Source organism: Bacillus paralicheniformis (assembly GCF_001042485.2).
Lineage (GTDB): Bacteria > Bacillota > Bacilli > Bacillales > Bacillaceae > Bacillus > Bacillus paralicheniformis.
Genome location: NZ_LBMN02000036.1, coordinates 222,972 through 244,234 on the forward strand (window position 1 = coordinate 222,972; position 21,263 = coordinate 244,234).

Here is a 21,263-nt window from a genome sequence, read left to right on the forward strand (position 1 = left end):
TTCAGCACGGGTCTTCTCCTGCTCCTTCTTCTTCCTCTCTATCCTTGACATCTCCGTCATGCGAACTCCTCCTTACGTGTTGAAAACGAATCTGGCACGCAAATACAACATCGATCAAAAAGTGTGCCGTCACAGGAACGAATAAATTCCCTGTCCATTCAAAGCTCAATCCGAGCAAAAAGCTGATGGACACAACCATTACAAACAGCAGCCATTTTTTCAAATAACGAAAATGCAAAATCGCGAAAATAATGCTCGCTGCCCAGAGACCGAAATGCGTCTGAATAACGCCTCTGAACAATATTTCCTCTGCAAATGCAATGAAAAGGGTAAGAATCACGATATGCGGGTACGAGCGTTCACGAAAAAGCTTTTCATTTATCCCTTCATCGTCATACATATGCTTCGGAGCCCATTTCATCACCATCAGGTCGGCGATAATCACGAGAGCCGCGAGCGGCGCCCCGTATTTCAAGATGCTCAAGTCCGATGGATTCCAAAGCGACAAAAAATCGTCTGCATCATCAAATAAAAAGATGCCCATCAATAATGCGGTAAAAAGCATCAGCATCTGGGAAAAATAGAGCTGTTTCAGCATTTCCCTGTCTGACAGGCGACGTATGATTTCCGACTGCTTTTTCAGCATACACGATCACAGCTGGCGGCAAATATGGCATCTAATTCTTCTTCCCACGCTGTCAATTTGTTCATAGACGGACGGTCTCCTTTGGCTTCGTATGCTTCAAGACTTAAACCGCAGGATGTACAGCACGCTGTGTCATCCGTTTCCAGCGGTTCTTTTTGTTCATTAAAATAAGCGAGCAAGCTTTCCCTGAAACACCCTTCGCTTTCGGTGACGGCGGCGAACCCAGCCGCTTTTTTCAACTTGAGCTCCCTGCGGCTGTCCATCTCCCTCTGAATGACCTCCCGGCCGTCATCGCCAAGGTGATGCACCTTCTGATAAAGATGTAGAAAATGGCGGGCTTGCGTTTCCGATAAACCGGCCTGCTGTAGAACTTCCCGCCGGTTTCGCTCATCTTTCACTCCGGCAAGCTTTTCGTATAAAAAGCCGATATCACTTTGAGAGAGTGCTTCCATTTGAATGAGCTGCTCCTGGATTTCCTCGTCTCCCGGAGCTTTCAGCAAAATGCTGACGCTCTGCTTTCCATCCCTGCCCGCACGTCCGATTTCCTGTAGATACGCCTCTGTCGTCTGCGGGAGGCTGAAATGGATCACATATCTGACATCAGGCTTGTCAACTCCCATACCGAAGGCGTTCGTGCAGCAGACTACATCAAGCTGGTTGCGAATGAACTGCTGCTGAATCAGCATCCTGTCGCTTGCCTCCATCCCGCCATGATAAAATCCCGTTCTCAATTTTGTCTCATCACGAAGCTTGTCAGCCAGTTCTTCAGCCCATTTTCTTGTCGGGCAATAAACAAGACCGGGACCTTGTAGCTTTTGAACCAGCCCTGTCAGTCGCTCCGTCTTCTCAGCGGTATCCCGCAACTTTTCAATATGAAGCGCAATGTTCGGGCGATCAACGGAATGGATCAAATAATTGGCGCCTTTAAGCCCCAGCATATTAGAAATGTCCTTCAATGTCGCTTCGGTTGCCGTCGCTGTAAGCGCCAGGGTGACGGGATGACCGAGGAGCGCCTTGATGTCTCCAAGCTTCGAATAATCAGGCCTGAAATCATGCCCCCATTGTGAAATGCAGTGAGCTTCATCAACGACAAAAAGGCTGACATTGAGCAATTGAAGCTTTTTTAGCACTTGGCCGGATTGGAGGGCTTCTGGTGAAATATACAGATATTTGAGGCTGTGAAGCCGACTTAATACGTCATTTTTTTCCTGGTGTGTCAAAGCGCTGTTCAAGGCCGCGGCCCGCTTCTCTCCGCGCATTTTTAATTGCTGCACCTGGTCTTCCATTAAAGACAAAAGCGGTGAGACGATCAGGACGGTTCCGTCTTTCAACAATCCGGGAAGCTGGTAGCACAGCGATTTCCCGCCTCCTGTCGGAAGCATCGCCACCGTGTCCCGCCCCTCCAGCACGCTTTTGATGATCTTTTCCTGGCCGTTTTTAAAAGTATGATAACCAAAGTACCGGCGGAGCGCCTGATGAAGTTTATCCATTCCTGATCACCGTTTTCGACAAGGCCAGGCGGATTTTAAAATAGCTGTATCGGCCGCCGAGCCCCTCTTTAATTTGTCTGATTTTATTGGTTTGGTTCGCTTTCGCATAATCGGCAATGATTTTCTGCTCCTCTTTCGACACGTACTGATCGATGGAAAAAGACGGATCATGAATGGCAATTTCCACAATGTGATCCTCGATCGTCGCCGCTTTCAGCTTTCGAATGTCTGCGATCCGGTCTATTGTATGCCCTTCTTTTATAAGAAAAAGCGTTTTTCTCGTCGATTGTGTCAAGCCATCATTCAAAGGAATGTCCTGAATAAGCGTTTGAAAAAGCGGACTTTCACCATTTTGGGCGGATTGAATAAAATAATGCAGAACATCCCAAAACAGTGCATATATGTACCACTCATCAAGGTCCATTTTTTCGGAAAGCTGTCTAAATGTATAGCCCGCTTTTGCCCCGGAAGTCAGGGAGTGGACAAAAATAGCGGCCTGTTCATCATCGTTCAAAACAGACAGCTTCTCTTTCAGCTCATGGTGAAACTGGGCTGCTGTTTCAGCGGCATTCCGACTTCTTAAATATTGTTTAACCCAGTTCTGAATCTGATAATCTTTTACGATCGGTAAATACACGCGTTCGCGGTAAAGTTTGTTGGAGAGCACCTGAATCAAAAGCGACATCCTTGCCCACATGATTTTGGCTGCCGCCTGATAATAGCCGCCGTGAAAATGGCGGGGCCACGGGTAAAGGGCAAAAAAGCCGGCAAGTTCCGCTTCTCCTTTTTCGGTGACGATGTAAGCGCCGCTTTCCGCTTTTTCTCTGACCAAAGACTCCTGTTTCAATTGTTGAACGCTGACTGTCACCTGCTCTCTGGATAGAGCCGAACAAAAGCCAAAGTATTTTGAAACGGCAAATAAACCGGCGTCCTGTATCGTCTGTGACGACCTTTTTCCTTTTAATAAATGATAGACCGCGCTTGAAGAACGCTCACCCTTCATGGATGACAGAATGTCGAGCACAATGGCGTCAAAAAAATGAACCGGCATATCATCACCTACAATCTTCCGGCAACATTCGATCTTTTCTTCTTTTTATTTTAACAGATTTTGCGGAGAAATCGACGTTTAAACTCATATAAAAGGGGTATGTTAGCAGTAGAACCCTTGTGTGATAAGCATTCTCAATATTTTTGAGTTGAAATGTAAGATTAACACCATTACAATAAGGAATGGGAATAGGTTTCATATCGGATAGATAGAGGGTTAAACCATTTGTTCCAACGAAGAACAATCTGGGAGGTTTTTTATTCATGCCAAAATATACAATTGTAGACAAAGATACGTGCATCGCATGCGGAGCTTGTGGTGCTGCGGCTCCTGATATTTATGATTACGACGATGAGGGAATCGCGTTTGTCACCCTTGACGACAATCAGGGTGTCGTCGAAGTCCCTGACGTCTTGGAAGAAGACATGATGGACGCATTTGAAGGCTGTCCTACAGATTCGATCAAAGTTGCGGATGAGCCGTTCGAAGGCGACCCGCTTAAACACGAATAAAGCAAAAAAACATCCGGTGCACAAAGTGCCGGATGTTTTTTTATCCAGATAAGCACTGCTTCGCCAACAAGCAAAAAGAAGCCGGCTCCTTCTGCAGCTGAAAATGCCCGGCACTGTGCCGGGCATTTTTCATGTCTATTTATTTGGCGGCCATGCGGACGTTTTCCTTCAGCCGCGGCTTCAACGAAAGGAAAATCGGCGTGGACACGAGAGCCACAGCGATGCCTTTGATGAAATTAAATGGCAGGATTCCGGCCAAAACTGTGGTTTTGAGCGCTTCTCCCGACAGCACTGGAGCATTTAAAAACCAAGTGTAGGCAGGCAGAAATAATAGATAATTTAAAATGCTCATCGAAACGGCCATCACAAGCGTCCCTGCGAAAAGAGCTGCGACAAACCCTTTGGCAGAACTTGATTTTTTAAGCAGCACAGCCGCCGGCAGGATAAACAATGTTCCGGCAATGAAGTTAGCCGCCTGATCAATCGGAACGCCTGAGGCGCTTCCGGCAATAAAGTAATTCAGCACGTTTTTGATCGCTTCAACAGCAATTCCGGCTCCCGGACCATACAAAATAACAGCGAGCAGTGCCGGGATATCACTAAAATCGATTTTTAAATACGGGAATGCCCCCAAGATCGGAAAACTCAGCATCATTAAAATAAATGCGATGCTGCTCAGCATGCTGATTGAGACGAGACGTCTCACCTTGTTGTGTTTCATTTTGTCACTCTCTCCTTTTCGATCACATCTCACGAAAAGAGGAATGGTTCTTTCCCCCTGCCCTAAACAAAAAACCCGCTTTATTGAAAAAGCGGGGCTGTTTTACAGACAGGTCAAATAAACGTTTGAAAATATCATTTCAAAACGCACGGAACCTCCATCTTCTCCCATCCAGACTATACTGTCGGCTTCGGAATCGCACCGAATCCTGCCCCTAAAGAGGCTCGCGGGCTTAGAGCGCTTGCTCATCACCGCCGGTAGGGAATTTCACCCTGCCCCGAAGATTGATCTTATTTATTTTTGATACTGATAGTATTATAAATGAATTGTGAAAAAATGTACAGATTCAAAGCTTATTGAGCTGTTTTGGGACGTCCTTCAGGATATTTCGGCAAACTCACTTTTTCCACACACTAAAAACCGCACATTCACAGTTATTTCATTTTTAATTTTCGTCTTTCCGCGCGAAACTCATTGACACCCTTTATGGAATATGGTAAATTATCAGATATTTATGACGCTTATTTAGGAGGAAATCTTACATGTTTCGAGTATTGGTCTCAGATAAAATGTCCAGCGACGGCCTCAAACCATTAATGGAAGCAGATTTTATTGAAATTGTAGAAAAGAATGTTGCGGAAGCGGAAGACGAGCTTCATACGTTTGACGCTCTCTTGGTGCGGAGCGCCACGAAGGTGACCGAAGAATTGTTTAAAAAGATGACTTCGCTAAAAATTGTTGCCAGAGCAGGTGTCGGCGTCGACAATATCGATATTGACGAGGCGACAAAGCACGGTGTCATCGTCGTAAACGCACCAAACGGAAATACAATTTCAACTGCTGAACATACTTTTGCAATGTTTTCAGCGTTAATGAGACATATTCCGCAGGCAAACATCTCCGTTAAATCCAGGGAGTGGAATCGTTCGGCTTACGTCGGTTCAGAGCTTTACGGAAAAACGCTCGGCATCATCGGAATGGGCCGCATTGGAAGCGAAATCGCGAGCCGCGCAAAAGCGTTCGGCATGACCGTTCATGTATTTGACCCGTTCCTGACGCAAGAAAGGGCAAGCAAGCTCGGCGTTAACGCGAACAGCTTTGAAGAAGTTCTGGCATGCGCTGACATTATTACAGTTCATACCCCACTCACAAAAGAAACGAAGGGACTTTTGAACAAAGAAACCATCGCAAAGACGAAAAAAGGCGTTCGTCTCGTGAACTGTGCAAGAGGCGGGATCATCGATGAAGCGGCGCTTTTGGAAGCTTTGGAAAGCGGACATGTCGCAGGCGCTGCCCTCGATGTGTTTGAAGTCGAGCCTCCGGTCGATTCAAAACTGATCGATCATCCGCTTGTGGTCGCGACTCCTCACTTGGGCGCTTCAACGAAAGAAGCTCAGCTGAATGTCGCTGCACAAGTTTCCGAAGAAGTCCTTCAATATGCGCAAGGAAATCCTGTGATGTCCGCGATCAACCTTCCGGCCATGACAAAGGATTCATTCGAAAAAATCCAGCCTTATCATCAGTTTGCCAATACGATCGGAAACCTTGTGTCTCAGTGTATGAATGAGCCTGTTCAAGATGTAGCCATTCAATATGAAGGCTCTATCGCCAAGCTTGAAACGTCATTTATTACGAAAAGCCTTTTGGCCGGATTCCTGAAGCCGAGGGTCGCGGCTACCGTCAACGAAGTGAATGCCGGCACTGTCGCGAAAGAGCGCGGCATCAGCTTCAGCGAAAAAATTTCTTCCAATGAGTCAGGCTATGAAAACTGCATTTCTGTGACTGTAACCGGAGATGTGACGACATTCTCTTTAAGAGCGACGTACATTCCGAACTTCGGCGGTCGCATCGTTGCCTTAAACGGCTTTGATATCGATTTTTATCCGGCTGGACACCTTGTGTATATTCACCACCAGGATAAACCGGGGGCTATCGGCCATGTCGGACGAATTTTAGGAGACCATGACATCAACATCGCCACTATGCAGGTGGGCCGAAAAGAAAAAGGCGGAGAAGCGATCATGATGCTTTCATTTGACCGCCACCTTGAGGACGATATTTTAAATGAGCTGAAAAACATCCCGGATATCGTGTCTGTTAAAGTCATCGACCTTCCTTAATAAAAAGCCCCGGAACCTGAAAGAAATTCCTTTCGGGTTCCGTTTTTTTTAGGAACTCTCCCTGATCTCAAGCAGCTGGCGGGGATAAATCTGTTCGCCTTTCAAATCGTTCCATTCTTTGAGGTGCCGGACAGTAACGCCCATTTTTTCGGCGATATGATGAAGCGTATCCCCTTTCTGCACCACATATGTGCCGGTCTTCGGTTCATCGTCATGAAGGCGGAGTGTTTGGCCGGCCTTAAGCTTCGAATGTTTCAACCCGTTTATTCTCATGATCTCCTCGATAGATATACCGCTATCCTTGCTGATTTTCCAGAGCGTGTCCCCTTTTTGAACAGTTACGGCACCGCTCATTGTCCCGGTGTTTTGATGAACGTGGACCGAATTTTGCTGGAACGCTTCTTCACGAAGCACCGTCAGCGGATTGATTGCATATCTTTTATCTTCAGTCCATGAACCGTGATGCATTTCAAAATGCAGGTGGGTTCCGGTCGATATTCCCGTATTGCCGATGATTCCGATTTGCTCGCCTTTTTTCACCCGTTCTTTTTCCTTTTTCAGGCGTTTGCTTAAGTGGGCATAAACGGTTTCATATCCGTTGTCATGTTTGATAAATATCACGTGGCCGTAGGAGTCCGATTGATACGATTTGCTTACCGTTCCGTCTGCGGCTGCCGCTACAGCTTCCCCTTCAGGAGCGGCAATGTCAAGCCCCTTATGTTTTCCGTCTCTCGTCCCGAATTGATCTGTGATCTCCCCTTTAATCGGTTCAATCCACTCTGAAGCTGCCGCTCCCGGCGTAGTGACGAGAAACGCAAGCCCCGAAAGCCATGCGATCGCGAACAGGAAGTTTTGATGTCTGAGTATCTTCAAGGGTTTCCATATCCTCCTATTACAAGCATCTGCGGTAAAATTCCCCCTATTCGGAGACAGCTTAGTATACTTCCAAATCAATACATTTTATACATCAAAAAAAGACTCCGCGCGGGGAGTCTTTTAGCTTTCTATCGTTATCGGATTCGGTGCGTAAGGAACCTGTACAAATTTCGACAAGTCATAGGCGCCGACCTTGGTTGTGGATGCATTTTTAAATTTCACTTTTGTGAACCCGAAATCTTTGGCGGTCAATAGAAGGCCTTCAACCATCAAAACGTCTTCAGGTTTATTTTCAATATTCGCGGAGGAAGAAAATTGAATGATCAGTTCTTTTCCATTCTTTTGAATATCTTCAATCTTTGTATCATCGGATAGAATGGGTTGTAAATGAGTGCCGCTTTCTTTAACTTTCATCATCTTTATCGCTTCCTGCACCGTTTCGTAAGATTCGCTTGAAGGTGCAAGGAACCGGCGTCCGTCAGAGCTTTCATATAAATAGTAGCCTTTTTGCGTCTGATGCATAATCGCCATATCAGCGAGCATTCCGAATGATTCAAATTCAACGCCAGATTCATCATCGGAAATAAACAAAACAGAATCATATGAACCCCATTTAAAGGTTTCGTTGATCACATTTTTCAGCCGTTCGAAATCTTCCACTGAAAGCTCCGGTATTTTTTCATTTACTTGAATCGTCAGTTTTTTACCGTTTTTCTGTTCTTTGAACTTCACCTGATCAAGATAAGATGTATCAAATGATGTAAATTGGTCCACTTTAAGCCGGCTGTATGCGTGAAGTGCATCTTCAAGATTCGTCATGCTTATGCTTTTCTCAAGACTTATCGGGACAACGACAGACTTGGACTTGTCAAGGAAAGCGAAGGTGATATAGTCGTCTTTTTGATTCTGGGAGACGACAAACGTATTTGCAGGTTCAGACTTGGCAGCATCAGCCTCCGTCTGCACCAATTTTCCGTCAGATGAAATGTTGGCGTCGGCGCTGTTTTGAGATCTGATCTGTTCGATTAATTGAGGAGTGATCAGCATCAGAAGAAAGAGAACCAAAACTGTAGCAGCAAATGCGCCGACCCGTTTTTTCGGTGATTTACGCTTTGGTGCGAAAATCAGCTTTTGATAGATCTGATTTGCCGAACGATTATCCTTAACCGTTGGAAGTTGGCTTAGTAACGCCTTCAGCCGTTCTTCGTTCCATTCTGACTTCTTCATTCTTTGGATCCTCCTTCAAAAGCTCCATCTGTTTACGAAGCACTTTCAGACCGCGGTGCTGAGTGGTTTTCACCTTGCTTTCGGAAAAATTTAAGGCTTTTGCCGTTTCACTGATCGAATACCCTTGGATAAACCGCAATACGATAACGGATCTTTGATCAAGCGTACACCTGTCAAGGGCCTCGAAAATTTCCTTCAGGTTTTCATTCTGCATCACGATGTCCTCAGGCAGAGGCTTACGGTCTTTTACATCTTGCTTCTCCCAGTCAAACGTCCCCAAAATCCGCTGGCGGATCGTCTGCTGCTTTCTGAACCAGTCGATCGCAACGTGCCGCGCAATCGAAAGAAGCCAGGTTTTTTCGCTGCTTCTGCCTTCAAATGTTTCATAAGAATGCAGGACGCGGATGTATACTTCCTGAACTAAGTCTTCTGCCTGGTTTTTGTCTTTTACCATATAAAATAAAAACTGAAATAAATCCTGATGATACTGATCATATATTTTCTGAAAGGTTTCTTCCACCTGAAACCCCTCCGTTCAATTTATTGTCGTTTGTCAATCTTAAAAGGTTACATTACAACTATTACAACTATATTACGAACATATGAAAATGGAAAGGGGGTTTAACTAAAGTTAAGCTTAATTTTAACTTAACAAGCATAAAAGCACCCGTTCTAAATGAACAGGTGCCAAGCTTACAGGAACTTCCGCTTTCTCACTAAGCTGCGTCCGTATACTCATAATCGGAACGTTCCTAAAGGCGGATCCTTTGAAATGGACTGATTTTCATTCGTTTATGACTTTAAGTCCAATTGTTGGCGAAGCTTTTTGGAAATCTCCTTTCTCTTTTCGTCAGTCACCAGGTGATACCATAAGCCGTCAACTTTTTTATCTTCACCCTCAATTTCTATCTGTTTAATATCCTTGGCAGCTTCTTTATAAGAATGTTGAATATCGATCATCTTGTCCAGTGTTAAGTTTGTTTTGATGTTTTTTTCTAATGCTGTCAAAATTCCTTGATAGTTTGTTAATGATTTTAATTGGGCACCTTCATGAATGATTTCATTGATGATCTCACGCTGACGCTCTTGACGTCCAAAATCACCGCGGGGATCGTCTTTTCTCATCCTAGCATATGTCAAAGCAGTTTTGCCATTAAGATGCTGCTTTCCTTTTGACAGATGCACGCCTTCAAGGGTGAAATCAATCCGATTATCCACCGTAATGCCGCCAATTGCATCGACAATATCTTTAAACCCATCCATATTGATTTTAATATAATAATTGATGGGAATGTTCAAAAATTGTTCTACAGTTTCAACGGTCCCTTCAATTCCGCCATAGGTGTAGGCCGAATTCATTTTCGAAAATTTATTCTTCGATTTGATAAACACCCTTGTATCACGCGGAATACTTGTCATTGTCGTTTTCTTTGTCTCCGGGTTAATCGTCATCACAATCATAGAATCCGGTCGTCCTTTATCACCAGGGCGCTCATCTATCCCTAATAAGAGAATGGATATAGGATGGTGCGGAGCAGTATCCTTCTGCTCGGCATCCCTGTGAAGAGGCTCGTACATTCCATTTATTGATTTTGCGACGGTACGGTAAATCCCGTATGAAACCACACTGCCAATCGTTATCACTAGCGCGAGGGCGAACAATATCACATTTTTCATCTTTAGTTTTCTTTTTCTCATTTTCACCATAGTATCCCTTCCTTGTTGATCCAGGTCATATTTTTTAATTCCATCTGAAATGAACCGGTTTTATCGAATCATGAATAGGCTTCATTTCATATCCGTTTTCCTGAAAGTATTTCAATAGTTTCTCCAAATGGGCCGCAGTTGTCGGTTTTTCATGCATTAATACGACAAGCGGCTCAACACCGGAAAGGTTATTGACTTGCTGAATCACATTATTGACGAATTGACCGTTTGTATTTGCAGATTTCCAGTCCTCTGAATCAACAGTCCAGTCCCAAAGATTAAAGTGGTCGCGCTTAATGACTTCTTGAAATGGACCGGTAATATAAGGCTTTGATCCGTAAGGCGATCTGATCAAATGTGTGTCAACGTTGGTCGTTTCTTTGATCGTTTTCAACGTATCGTTCATTTCTGCTGCAAAGCTTTCAGGAGATTTATAGATTTTCGATACTTGGTGCGTCACTCCGTGAGAGCCGACAGAGTGGCCGCTTTCAACCATTTTTCTCACAATATCGGGATTTTGTTCGATATTCGGTTTTAACATGAAAAAAGTAGCTTTTGCATGATACTTATCGAGCAAACTTAAGATCTTATCTGAAGCCGCAGGATTCGGCCCGTCGTCAAATGACAAATAGACGACCTTTCCGATTTCCGGCGCTGTTTGCTTATTTTCTTTTTTCTCTGCTTTATGTTTGCCTCCCGTCACAGGTGCTGAAGCGGAGGAATTTTCTTTTAGCGGTTCCTGCTTTGGACCAGCGAGTGCATTCCACGAAATGCATAACAAAGTCACCCCCAGTACAATCAACATACCCAGCACTAATTTTCCTAGTGCGCTCAATTTACGATCTTCTTTTGGTGAATTTGACACTTTTTCCAACTCCTTAAGCTGTAATTATCAATCACTAGGTTTCTTTTAATCTCGTCACATACAAGACAACGTTCTATAAGAAGGATGCTCTTTAAATATAAAGGGAAGATATCGCAGAAGTTCGGCCAACTTGTAAACAAAATGTCACAAAAAGAGGAAAAACATCATTTTTTGAGGGATGTTAATCAGTAAATAATAAGACTTATTACCTTGAAGGGGATAGTGAGAAAGGAATGGATAAAAAGAAAAACCTTATTTCGGTATTTAACTGAAATAAGGTTTTTTTGCCTGATATTAAAGTATAAAACGATCGGTTATTTAAATGTGATGATATAAGCTTGTTCTTCTAAAAATCGCGCCGATGCACTCTCCATAGAAGGATACTGGTATTGTGCGCTAACGAGCAGGCTGTTGCCGTCCGGGCTCCAATATATTTCCGAAGGGATGGTGCCGTGGTATATCGGTTCTTCATAGAGGATATTTTTCCCTTGAAGCTTGCCTGCATAGATATTGTCTTCATCCTTCAAAGAGTAAGCGATTTTCTTTAAGTCGTTTGAGAATTTAAAAACAGTTACTTTTTCGAGCAGAGCAGAAAGCTCGCCGTTTCTGCGATCATATTCGTACAGGGTTTCCCCTGTGTCCAGGAATACAAATTGATCATTGTTTAACCAAACCGGTCCGCCGCGGCTGTCCAGACGCTTGTCCTGGATTTTGATGCGGTTGCCGTCAATCGTTCCTATTCTGATTCCGTACTCGTCGGAACGCTGCAACACGGTAAGCAAAAAATCTCGTCCATTATCAGAGATGTTAACTCCCGTAAGCGAATCTTTCTCCGCAAAATCATTCAATGTATACGTTTTGAGCGTTCCGGAATCCGTATCATAAACACGAAGGCTTGTCTGATTCCCCTGCCCAACATCTAAAACGAGATAACAAACGTATCTGCTATTATTTGACCATGAAACATCTTGGACATAGACCTCATTGCTGGCGGAGATGCTGGCGATTTCTGTGTTTTTTCCGTTCGCCGGCGAAAACAGCTGCATTGATGTCTTACTTAATGACAAAGTGACTCCGGCGATACGCTTTCCGTCTGGAGACATTTTCAGGTTGGACATGTTGCTTTCAATGCCTTTTACGATTTCAGCTTTTTCATAGGGGGAGGAAAGGCGCTGAAGACTGCGCGCTGTACGTTCGGATGTCCCATCTCCCTTGAAAAAACCGACAACGGAATCCGGTGAAGACCACCCAAGCAGCTGCCCTGCTTTTGGAAGGCGATAAATCGTATTGACTTGAAAAGGGCGGGTTTTCTGGTCATCGACATGATTGTCTTCCCCGCTTGGGATGATAATCGTTTCAGATCTTTTTCCGACATTATAACTGGACACGATAATGGCCAGAAACAACAGCACTCCTGCCCAAATGATAAACGGTTTGTTTTTCATCATTTCTCAACCTTTGCGTAAGCTAATTCAACATGAATCACTGTTTGGTTTTCCTTGTAGTACATCTCGATTGTTCCTCCGTGTTCGTCAACAATTGTTTTCACAATGCTTAATCCCAAGCCTACACTTCCTTCTTCCTTAATCTTCTGATTGACTGAATAAAAGGGCTGGAACATTTTGGAGTGTTGGTCATTTTCCAATGGAGCACTTGGATTCTTGAATGTAAAAAGAATGGTTTCTCCAACGATTTCGGCCTTAATGATGATTTCCGAATGAGATAAGCTGTATTTGATGGCGTTGTCCAGCAGATTGATGAAAAGCTGGCGCAGCCTGCTCACATGACTGTGAACGTACAGGCCATCTTCAATGTCACAGGTAATCCTTTTCTTATACCGTTCTGCCCGAAACTTCATCGATTCGCAAACATCTTTTAAAATTTCCCCTGCCTCGACCCTGTCAAATTGAGCTCCCTTGGCAGGTTCCCGGGATACTTCAAGAAGCTTGATCACCAAATGATGCAGGCGCCTGCTTTCTTCAACAATGTGGTTCATTCCTTTATCAAAAAACACCCGATCCGATTCCCCTTTATCTTTTATGATCTCTGCATATCCTTGGATGGAAGTCAGAGGTGTTTTCAGCTCATGCGTCATATTGTCAAAAAATCGTTTTTCTTGTTCGTTCAGTTCCTTTAAACGGTCACGATCCCTTTCAATGGTTAAAATTTGTTCTCGAATTCTGCTGATCATATCGTTAAAGTTGACGGCAAGCTGGCCGATTTCATCTTTCCTATTAAAGTGAATATCCATATCCAGCTTGCCCTTCTTGACTTGCGAGGTGGCATCTGTCAGCTTGACGAGCGGAATCGTGATATGTCTGGACAGGATATAGGAGAAAAGGAACGCCGCCAAAAATATGGCAAGCGCGATGTAAAAAACAATATCCAGAACCTCTCCGCTTTGCTTATACAGCAGGTCAAAATTTTTCGAAAAACGCAATATGCCTACCTTTGTACCTTCAACGACAACCGGATATGAAAAAAACACTTCTGCTTTATTGCGATTATAGGTGATATGATAGGCAGTCTTTCCTTTGATCGCCTGTTTAAGATCTTCATTACTTCCACGGGAAAACGCCTTCTGATCAGAAGCAGACAACAATGCGCCATTCACGGTATAAACACCGACATTGCTTCCTGTGGAGTGATTCAAATTATCTACCATTTCATCGGCCATATCACCGAAATAAAGTTCATTGTTTTTATAATGATTGATTAAAAATGCCTGGTTTACATAGACGGTACTGTTTTTTTTCAGTTCGACTAAATCCGATGTTACAATTTTTTCATTACTCGACCAAATCACGTTCTTAACCGTATGATTGAGCACAAGGAAAGAGAGAGAAAAAATCAGAAAAAAGCCAACAATAAACTTGCCCTTGATGGTCCGTAACACTCTCTACTCCTCCTGCTTCTCGAATTTATATCCGATACCGAACACCGTTTTAATCAAGTCGCTTGCATCGAGCTTTTTGCGGAGTCTTTGAATATGGGTATCAACTGTACGGGTGTCACCGAAAAAATCGTATCCCCAAATGAATTCTAAAAGCTCTGAACGCGTAAAAACTTTTCCCCGATGATCAACCAAAGTCATCAGCAGATCATATTCTTTAGGAGTCAATTCGACGGCTGCCCCGTCTTTTTTCACCAGTCTTTCACCCGGGATGATCACAATATTTTTAAACCGGATCTCATCCTCTTTTTCCGTTTCCCGTTCGTTCACATGATAGGCTTGTTCCAGACGCCGAAGGATCGTGCGGATTCTCGCGACAACTTCGCGCAGATCAAACGGCTTTGTAATATAGTCATCGGCCCCGAATTCCAACCCGAGTATTTTATCCGTGACATCTGATTTTGCGGTGATCATCAGTATCGGAATATTATAGCTTTCAGTCACTGTTTTGCAAATATCCAATCCGCTGCAGTCAGGCAGCATCCAATCGAGCAGCAGAAGATCAGGTTTGAATTGATCTAATTTCCTCATGCCTGAAGAGCCGTTATTGACCGTGCACGTTTCGAAACCTTCGGACGTCAGCCCGTAAGCAAGCAAATCAGCAATTGCTTCATCATCTTCTATAATCAGTATTTTGGTTTTATCCATAAAGTCATCACTCATTCCCTGTTTCAAGCTTATTTTGTCTAGAAACCTCTTTTGTTTCTCGCATCCTTCTATAGAGATTATACATAAATCCAAACCAAACTCTTCCTTTGACGGTCCGCAATTGGAGTGCTGGTGGACTTTTAAGGCGCAGAAAAAATGAACGGCCTTTTATAGATGATCAGAACGGGAGCAATTATGTCCATATGTGATTTTCACTAGTCCATTTGTCCAAATCCTTCATCCATTTCCTCTGATGTTCATCTGTCTTTTGGAATCCCCACTCTTTTAACGGCAACAAAGGCAAAAACGTTTCAGGATAAGCAGAAATTTTACAACTTGGATACAAGTTGCCCTCAAATAACGGAGCACCTGTTCTTCATGAACAGGTGCTCTTTGTTTCTTATGGAACAAGATTCTTCGTCAAATTTGGCCAACATCCTGCTTATTTCTTGGAATGTAAAACGTGAAGGAAGTACCTTCGTTCAGCATGCTGTGGACGGTGATCGATCCGTTGTGTGCATCGACGATGTTTTTAACGATCGCAAGTCCGAGGCCCGTCCCGCCTTTTCCTCTCGTCCTTGCTTTATCCGCCTTGTAAAAGCGTTCAAAAATAAACGGCAGGTCCTCTTCTGGGATGCCGCTGCCCGAGTCTTTCACGGCGATTTTCAGCCCGCTTTGCGCTGACTGCACATCGACATGTACGGTGCCGCCGGCATTTGTATGGCGGATCGCGTTGTCAATCAGGTTCGTTAATACCTGCTCCATTTTGTCCGGATCAAACACAAATTTGGCTTCGTGCAGATCAAGATTGTGAGAAAGCGTAATTTCTTTGTCACCGGCCACTCCGTAAAACTTTCTGAACACCCTCTCGAAAAATTCGCGGAGCTCCACCTGTTCTACGTTTAAGGAAATATGGCCCGCCTCCATTCTGGCAAGGTCCAGCAAATCATTCACAAGCCTTCCCATTCGTAAAGACTCGTCATAGATGACCTGCGCGATTTCCTTTTTTTCTTCCTCAGAGCTTGCAATGTCGTCAACGATTGCTTCACTGTACCCTTGAAGCATCGAAATCGGTGTTCTCAGCTCATGGCTGACATTGGCGATAAAATCTTTTCTCAGCTTATCAAGCCGTCTTTCCTCCGTCATATCCCTCAAAACGGCGACCGCTCCGCGCACATGTGACTGATTGTACAGCGGACTCATGAGCAGCACCCATGTTCTGCCTTGCAGGGTCATTTCAATCATCTGCTCCTTCTCCGTGCCGACGGTGTTTTGAAAAAGCTCACGCGCTTCAGGAGGCAGTTCATGGCCTTCTTTTACATTCATGTTCTGCTCATAATACCAGGCCTGTAAAAAGCGTTCAGCCGGAGGGTTAGTCACAAGGATCGTCCCGTCGATATTGATGGTGATCACGCCGTCTGCCATACTGCTTAAGATATTCGACAAATGCTCCTTTTCCTGATTGAGCGCTGTAATATGGAACTTCAGCTGGCGCCCCATTTGGTTAAAGGCAATCGCCAGCTCGCCGATTTCATCCTGGGTCAGGATCGGAATCTTCGTATCAAACTTCCCTTTTGCAAGATCCTGTGCACCCTGCCGCATTTTTCTGAGCGGGTAGGTAATCCGGCTTGACAGGAAGAAAGCGAAAATCGTCGTTAACACAATCGCAATCGCAGCGGCAAAGAGAATATACCTTGTCGTATGCTGTGTCGTATCTTTCACGGCAAGAAGCGATTGAGAAAGAAACACCATGCCTTCATCTTCGCCTTTCCCGTACGGTACACCGACAATCAGCTGATCGTTCTTTTGATCGGAGATGACCGTCCGCTTCTGCACTTTTTGATGCTTCTGAAGCGCTTCGTTCAGATCGGAATCATTTTTAATATCTTTTAATGTAATGGAAGCCACTTTTTGATTTTCCCGCGGTGAATACCAATATTCATTCTCATTTTTGATAACGGTGATGCTCGTCAGTTCATCGGCAAGCTCCCATGTGATCGATCTGGCCGTCTCCTGGTCTTTATGGTTTTCCATGATGACGGCCACCTTGCTGGCGAGCTTTGTCAAATCAGCTTCCGCTTCATCGACATGGTAGTTTTCAATAAACTCAAGCAGAAAGAACGTAAGGATAAATAAGACAAATGAAACTAAAAGCAGTATGGTAAACCACAGTTTACCGACTACGCTCTTCCAAAACTTCATTCGTTTCCGACCTCAAATTTATACCCGACACCCCATACCGTTACGATTTTTTTCGCAGCTTTCGGCGAGACTTTGTTCAATTTTTCACGTAGACGTTTAACATGGGTGTCGACCGTTCTCAAATCGCCGAAAAACTCGTATTGCCATACTTCCTTCAGCAGCTTTTCACGATCGTATACTTTATCAGGAGTTTTGGCCAGGAAGTAAAGCAGTTCATATTCTTTCGGCGTCAGGCTGACTTCGGTTCCGTCCGCCATAACTCTGTGTGCATCGTGATCAATGGATAAGTGAGAAAAAACAAGAACATTTTTTGCCGTTGTATCTGTATTCAGATAAGAGGTTTGCGATGATCTTCTCAAGAGCGCTTTGACTCTCAGCACCACTTCCCTCGGACTGAAAGGTTTTACAATATAGTCATCGGTTCCGACTTCAAAGCCCTGCACCCGGTTCGCTTCTTCGCCTTTCGCCGTCAGCATGATGATCGGAGTGGCTTTTTTGTCGCGTACTTGGCGGCATACTTCAATGCCGTCGGTTCCTGGCATCATCAAATCGAGCAGGATTAAATCGTATTCGTTGCCCAGGGCTTTATCGATGGCTTCGTCGCCATTCTCGGCTTCCTCGATCTTATAATTTTCCCTTTCCAGGTACATTTTTAAAAGTCGTCTGATTCTTGCCTCATCGTCTACTACTAATATTTTTGTCTCTTTCGTCTGTTCCATCGTAAACCTCCTGATTTGAATCTTCTTACATTCATTTTATTAGAAAAGCGATCGTAAGCCAAGCTAAGAATGGCCTTTCCCAATTTAAAACGATAAGCTGCGGAAGGCCCGGCGAAAAGCCCGGACCTTCCTGCACCGCACGGATCATGCATAAGAGTGAAGTCCAGCGATGACAAGGTTTACAAAAATAAGATTAAACATAATAATGGCAAAACCGATAACGGCAAGCCACGCCGATTTTTCGCCGTGCCAGCCTCTTGAAAGCCTGAGATGCAGATAAGCTGCATAAAACAAAAATGTAATCAGCGCCCAGACTTCTTTCGGATCCCAGCCCCAGAATCTGCTCCATGCCAGCTGTGCCCATATCATCGCGAAAATAAGCGCGCCAAGCGTAAAAACCGGAAAGCCGATCGAAACGGATCGATAGCCGATTTCATCGACAAGGTCAAGGTTCACATTTTTCACGAGCGGCTGAAGAAGCTGACTGATGCGTTTTCTGATGATCAGCCTGATGACACCGTAAAGCAATGCGCCGGTTCCAAACGACCAGAGAACCGTATTCAGCTTCCGTCCTGAAAAAATAGGCGGCACATTGACAAGCGGCTCCATTCTCTCCTCTGTTAAAAGTTCGCCTTTGTTCGGCCCGATCAGAGCGGGAAGCTCGTAAATCATGACGTCTTCCTGGTTGTCTTTATCAATCCACTTGAACTGCGCTTCATAGCCCCCAATGCGGAATGAGGTCGTGACAAGGATAAACGCGAGCGTTGTCACAAGCATAAACATGACAAATTCGAGCCAGAACGTTTTTTTGCCAGGCTGTGACTGATCCACATGCTTGAGTAGAAAGATCACGCCGGCGACAAAGCTGATGGCGAGAATCGCCTGTCCGAGGGCTGCAGTCGTAACATGAATATAAAGCCAGTTGCTTTGAAGCGACGGAATCAGCGGTGTGATATCGGTCGGAAACATGCTGGCATATGCGATTAACAGCAGGACAACGGGCAGTGTAAACAGCCCCAAAGCAGACAGCTTGTAAATAAAGTAGATGATGATGAACGCCAGAACGAGCATCATGCTGAAAGCAGTTGTAAATTCGAAAAGATTGCTGACCGGTGCGTGTCCGGAAACGATCCATCTCGCAATAAAATATCCAAACTGGCATACAAATCCGATGATCGTGATCAACACTGCGATCGACGCCCAGCGGTTCTTCTTCTTCCGGTCTGAAGCCTTGCTCCTGATGGAGCCGCCAAAAAAGAAGACCGCTGAGAGATACAAGAGAAATGCCGCGTACAATAAATTGCCGCTTAACTCTGCCATGAAAACCCCTCCCTATGCTGGCCGTTTATTTTTTTCCTTTGACAGTTCTTTTTGATCGGCCGGTTCGGATATCCCCGTATCCTCAAGTACGGCCTTCAAGTCCTGCTTCAGCCCGTACCAGTTTTTGTTCGTATGTCCGGCGACGAGCACATGCCCAGCCAGCGTTCTGAGCCAGATCCTTCTGTGGTGCCAGTACATCCCCTGGATGACGCCGATCATAAAGATCGCGCCGCCGACCATGAGCACCCATAAAGTCAAATCTTTTCTAATGGTGAGGCCTGAGAGATTCTTCGTTTCGACGTGGTCAAACTTCATCTTATATTTATTGTCGTCAGAACCTTCGATTGTTTCCTGAATCGCAACGAAACTCTTTTCTCCTTTAGGCTTATCCGGGGCGGTGATCTGGAATACAAAAGCCGGATTGTTCGGATTCCTCGTTTTCGTGCTCGGCTCTCCGTCTTTGTTAAAATAAAAGTCCGGCAGGTAGCTTGCAATATGAACTTTGTAACCGTTGCCAAGATCATATTCCGGTTTCGGCTCCAAGAGGTCGATTGCCACTTTGCCGAAAGATTTCCCGCTGTCTTTTTCAATCAGCTGAAACACCATTTTGTCGAGCTCGCCTTCCTTGTAAGTCAGCTGATAGAGTGCATATGAACCGAATTTCAGCGGGTCATTGACCCTGATCTTGCCGCTTTTCACTTTCTTCAATTCAGGCGCTTCACCCGGCAGGCTGTCATTTTTTCTTTCATACAGTTCAACATCGGTTTGATATGTTTTTGCGACAGTCCCGTCACCCGCTTTAGTAATCGCCTCTGAAAATACGTCTTTTTCTTTTTCACTGTCGTACATTTCTTTTGTAAACCGGTTGTTTTTCAAGTAGTAATGGCCGTCAGTTCCCGGGATGGGCACGGTCTCCCCTTCCCTGATCCAAAGGGTTTCGTCGACATACATGCCCGGAACAAATCTGAGCATGACCCCGATGAGGAATATGATCAGCCCGATATGATTCACATATGGGCCCCACCTTGAAAAACGGCCTTTTTCCGCAAACAGGTTGCCGTTTTCTTCCTTGACGCGGTACCGTTTTTTCTTCAGTTTACCGATGATTTGCGATCTGGTGTCTTCAGACAAATCCGCTTCCGTCCGGCTGAAAAGGCGCTGCCTCTCCATAAAGTTCGGATTTCGCGTGACGCCCTGATTTTTCAGCGCTCTGTACAAAGGAACGACCCGGTCAAGGCTGCAGATCACAAGCGATATGCCGATTGAGGCAACCAGAATAATAAACCACCATGAACCGTAAAGATTGTGAAAACCGAGAGCATAATAGATTTGTCCGAGAAGCCCGTATTGTTCGCTGTAGTATGTATCAGCCTGTGCACCCGGCGGCAGGAACATTTCCTGCGGGAAAATCGTTCCAAAAGCAGATGCTGTCAGCGTAATGACGATCAGCCAGACGCCGACCTTTACAGACGAAAAGAAATTCCATATTTTATCTACGATTGTTTTGTTATATGTTTGAGAGCGTCTCGCACTTCCGTCATACCGCATGTCAAGGAGTTTGGCATCCTGTTTGACGAGCGGCTTTCCGCACGATTCACACAAAACGGTACCCGTCGGATTCACATGGCCGCATTCGCATTTGATTTCTTTCATCATGACGATCCCTCTGGTTTGATCATATTCATATAATCATGGATCATCCGTTCTGTCATCGTGCCAGACACGACTTTGACAATCTCTCCGTCAGGGTTGATCAGAAACGTGGTCGGCAGCGGTGTGACATCGTAGGCGTTCAGAACCTGCCTGTCTTTATCAAGCACAACCGGAAAATTGACGCCGTAGTCTTTCATAAAGTTTCGGACGGCAAGGTTTGATTCGCCGACATTGACAGCGACGATTTCAACCCCTTGATCCTTAAACACTTTGTATTGATTCGCCATGTAAGGAAATTCTCTTTTGCATGGTTCGCACCATGTTCCCCAAAAGTTTAAAAATACCCCTTTGCCTTTTAGCTCGTCCAGTTTGAGACGGTTGCCGTCAACATCCTCCAGCGAAAAATTGGGAGCTTTTTCCCCCACCGCCACACTCTCCGTCTTTTGAAACACGGCGCTGTACAGCGTGTAGCCAAGCGCTGCAAGCAGCACAAGGAGGATGCCTGTCCGAATGTAAAAACGCTTTTTTTTCATAATCCGCCCCCTCATTTAGA

At 44.9% G+C, this 21,263-nt stretch carries 19 protein-coding genes and 1 riboswitch; of the genes, 2 read left to right on the forward strand and 17 right to left on the reverse strand.

What is annotated here, in order from left to right:
• Window position 1: 1 nt before the first annotated feature.
• The 3 genes from ACH97_RS20090 to ACH97_RS20100 are packed head-to-tail and all read right to left on the reverse strand — an operon-like array spanning window position 2 to window position 3,187.
• Complete coding sequence (locus tag ACH97_RS20090) at window positions 2-646, reverse strand: CPBP family intramembrane glutamic endopeptidase (protein ID WP_020451986.1); 645 nt, start codon at window positions 644-646, stop codon at window positions 2-4.
• Window positions 640-2,136, reverse strand: a complete 1,497-nt coding sequence (locus ACH97_RS20095; RefSeq protein ID WP_035338510.1) for a RecQ family ATP-dependent DNA helicase — start codon at window positions 2,134-2,136, stop codon at window positions 640-642. Before ACH97_RS20095 ends, ACH97_RS20090 begins: the two co-directional genes overlap by 7 nt.
• Window positions 2,129-3,187 (reverse strand): YpbB family protein, encoded by a 1,059-nt coding sequence (locus tag ACH97_RS20100; protein ID WP_035338508.1) that lies wholly within the window; start codon window positions 3,185-3,187, stop codon window positions 2,129-2,131. The genes ACH97_RS20095 and ACH97_RS20100 overlap by 8 nt, the downstream gene beginning before the upstream one ends.
• Window positions 3,188-3,450: 263 nt before the next feature.
• Here ACH97_RS20100 and ACH97_RS20105 point away from each other — a divergent pair, with 263 nt between their 5' ends.
• A complete protein-coding gene (locus ACH97_RS20105; RefSeq protein ID WP_003183064.1) occupies window positions 3,451-3,699 on the forward strand; it encodes a ferredoxin in 249 nt (82 codons plus the stop codon).
• A 139-nt stretch (window positions 3,700-3,838) separates the two neighbouring features.
• On the opposite strand, the gene ACH97_RS20110 is transcribed toward ACH97_RS20105, so the two are convergent.
• Window positions 3,839-4,420: an ECF transporter S component gene (locus ACH97_RS20110; RefSeq protein ID WP_048350045.1), complete on the reverse strand. Its 582-nt coding sequence runs from the start codon at window positions 4,418-4,420 to the stop codon at window positions 3,839-3,841.
• A gap of 155 nt (window positions 4,421-4,575) precedes the next feature.
• A riboswitch (FMN riboswitch) is annotated at window positions 4,576-4,709 on the reverse strand.
• Between the two features lie 253 nt (window positions 4,710-4,962).
• On the opposite strand from ACH97_RS20110, the gene serA reads away from it, so the two are divergent.
• A complete protein-coding gene (gene serA / locus ACH97_RS20115) occupies window positions 4,963-6,540 on the forward strand; it encodes a phosphoglycerate dehydrogenase (RefSeq protein ID WP_048350044.1) in 1,578 nt (525 codons plus the stop codon).
• Between the two features lie 48 nt (window positions 6,541-6,588).
• Here the strand turns inward: serA and ACH97_RS20120 are convergent, their stop codons facing one another.
• The 13 genes from ACH97_RS20120 to resA all read right to left on the reverse strand — a co-directional run bounded on the left by ACH97_RS20120 (window position 6,589) and on the right by resA (window position 21,246).
• Entirely contained in the window at window positions 6,589-7,413 is an 825-nt protein-coding gene (locus tag ACH97_RS20120; protein WP_035338504.1) for a M23 family metallopeptidase, read from the reverse strand.
• 123 nt (window positions 7,414-7,536) lie between these two features.
• The gene (locus ACH97_RS20125; RefSeq protein ID WP_057957860.1) at window positions 7,537-8,643 is read right to left on the reverse strand and encodes a GerMN domain-containing protein; all 1,107 of its coding nucleotides are present in this window, start codon (window positions 8,641-8,643) and stop codon (window positions 7,537-7,539) included.
• On the reverse strand, window positions 8,579-9,163 hold the full coding sequence (sigX, locus tag ACH97_RS20130) for an RNA polymerase sigma factor SigX (protein WP_023857476.1): 585 nt from the start codon (window positions 9,161-9,163) through the stop codon (window positions 8,579-8,581). The genes ACH97_RS20125 and sigX overlap by 65 nt, the downstream gene beginning before the upstream one ends.
• A gap of 272 nt (window positions 9,164-9,435) precedes the next feature.
• Window positions 9,436-10,350 (reverse strand): LCP family glycopolymer transferase, encoded by a 915-nt coding sequence (locus ACH97_RS20135; RefSeq protein ID WP_043054360.1) that lies wholly within the window; start codon window positions 10,348-10,350, stop codon window positions 9,436-9,438.
• Between the two features lie 34 nt (window positions 10,351-10,384).
• Window positions 10,385-11,215, reverse strand: coding sequence for a polysaccharide deacetylase family protein (locus ACH97_RS20140; protein ID WP_035338499.1), 831 nt, complete (start codon window positions 11,213-11,215; stop codon window positions 10,385-10,387).
• Between the two features lie 314 nt (window positions 11,216-11,529).
• Window positions 11,530-12,663, reverse strand: coding sequence for a WD40 repeat domain-containing protein (locus ACH97_RS20145; RefSeq protein ID WP_031305183.1), 1,134 nt, complete (start codon window positions 12,661-12,663; stop codon window positions 11,530-11,532).
• Complete coding sequence (locus tag ACH97_RS20150; RefSeq protein WP_050820862.1) at window positions 12,660-14,111, reverse strand: HAMP domain-containing sensor histidine kinase; 1,452 nt, start codon at window positions 14,109-14,111, stop codon at window positions 12,660-12,662. The genes ACH97_RS20145 and ACH97_RS20150 overlap by 4 nt, the downstream gene beginning before the upstream one ends.
• 3 nt (window positions 14,112-14,114) lie before the next feature.
• Window positions 14,115-14,816, reverse strand: a complete 702-nt coding sequence (locus ACH97_RS20155; RefSeq protein WP_023857481.1) for a response regulator transcription factor — start codon at window positions 14,814-14,816, stop codon at window positions 14,115-14,117.
• Between the two features lie 420 nt (window positions 14,817-15,236).
• Entirely contained in the window at window positions 15,237-17,018 is a 1,782-nt protein-coding gene (locus ACH97_RS20160; RefSeq protein ID WP_023857482.1) for an ATP-binding protein, read from the reverse strand.
• Window positions 17,015-17,737, reverse strand: a complete 723-nt coding sequence (locus ACH97_RS20165) for a response regulator transcription factor (protein ID WP_020451999.1) — start codon at window positions 17,735-17,737, stop codon at window positions 17,015-17,017. The genes ACH97_RS20160 and ACH97_RS20165 overlap by 4 nt, the downstream gene beginning before the upstream one ends.
• Before the next feature lie 144 nt (window positions 17,738-17,881).
• A complete protein-coding gene (gene ccsB / locus ACH97_RS20170; RefSeq protein WP_020452000.1) occupies window positions 17,882-19,057 on the reverse strand; it encodes a c-type cytochrome biogenesis protein CcsB in 1,176 nt (391 codons plus the stop codon).
• Window positions 19,058-19,069: 12 nt separating this feature from the next.
• Window positions 19,070-20,710 (reverse strand): cytochrome c biogenesis protein ResB, encoded by a 1,641-nt coding sequence (resB, locus tag ACH97_RS20175; RefSeq protein WP_043054592.1) that lies wholly within the window; start codon window positions 20,708-20,710, stop codon window positions 19,070-19,072.
• On the reverse strand, window positions 20,710-21,246 hold the full coding sequence (gene resA / locus ACH97_RS20180; protein WP_095323640.1) for a thiol-disulfide oxidoreductase ResA: 537 nt from the start codon (window positions 21,244-21,246) through the stop codon (window positions 20,710-20,712). The genes resB and resA overlap by 1 nt, the downstream gene beginning before the upstream one ends.
• Window positions 21,247-21,263 lie beyond the last annotated feature (17 nt).